This window comes from Mesorhizobium sp. M4B.F.Ca.ET.089.01.1.1 (assembly GCF_004022605.1).
Taxonomy (GTDB): Bacteria; Pseudomonadota; Alphaproteobacteria; order Rhizobiales; family Rhizobiaceae; genus Mesorhizobium; species Mesorhizobium abyssinicae.
Genome location: NZ_RZOS01000942.1, coordinates 1 through 977, shown reverse-complemented (window position 1 = coordinate 977; position 977 = coordinate 1). Strand labels below are relative to the sequence as shown.

The following is a 977-nucleotide window of genomic DNA, read 5'->3' as shown; positions in this document are numbered from 1 at the left end:
GAGCTGATCATCGACGAGCGCCGCAAGGCGTCTGGCGTCGAGGTCGCCGAGCCGATGCTGACCGACATGGTCACCGCCGCGCAGTAATCGCGGGACGACAAGAGAAGAAGGAAAGGGGCCCGCGTGGCCCCTTTTCGCGTTTTCAGCGGCACGAGGAATCATCATGAGCAAGAAGACCTGGACGGCCGTCGACGACTACATCGTTTCCTCGCTGTTCGCGGCGGATCCCGTGCTTGACGCAGTGCTCGCGGCCAATCGCGATCAGGGCCTGCCGGCGATCGACGTCTCGGCCGCGCAAGGCAAGCTGCTGTCGCTGCTGGTGCGCATCCGCGGCGCGAGAAGGGTGCTGGAAATCGGAACCCTTGGCGGCTACTCGACCATCTGGATGGCGCGGGGACTGCCCGCCGATGGAAAGGTCGTGACGCTGGAGCTCGATCCGCACCATGCCAGGGTCGCACGCTCGAATTTCGAGCGGGCAGGGGTGTCAGACCGGATCGATCTGCGCATCGGTCCGGCGCTTCAATCGCTCGCCGTGCTGAGTGGCGAAAACGCGGGTCTGTTCGATCTGGTCTTCATCGACGCCGACAAGCCGAACAATCCGAATTATCTCGACTGGGCAATGAAGCTGTCACGGCCTGGAACGGTCATCGTCTGCGACAACGTCATTCGTGACGGCGCCGTGGTGCACAAAGATAGCGGCGACGCCAATGTCGAAGGCGCACGCGCGGCGTTCTCGTTCATCGGCGGCGAGAGGCGGCTCGACGGCACGGCCATCCAGACCGTCGGCGCCAAGGGCTGTGACGGGTTTGCGATAGCGATCGTCGAGTGACATTACACCGTGAATGATGATGATCAGACCAACTTGGTCGTGCTCACTTTGTCATCGGCTGTTCATTTGACGACCGGCTTCCCCCAATCCGTCGCTGCTTCGCAGCGCCACCTTTCCCTCCGGAGGGGGGAAAGGTGGCGCTGCGAAG

At 62.9% G+C, this 977-nt stretch carries 1 protein-coding gene; it reads left to right on the top strand.

Translation table 11 applies throughout. The features are described from left to right. Nucleotides 1-163 precede the first annotated feature (163 nt). Nucleotides 164-829 carry an O-methyltransferase gene (locus EN780_RS35210; protein WP_128276537.1) on the top strand — a complete coding sequence of 222 codons (666 nt, stop codon included), beginning with the start codon at nucleotides 164-166 and terminating at the stop codon, nucleotides 827-829. Nucleotides 830-977: the final 148 nt, after the last annotated feature.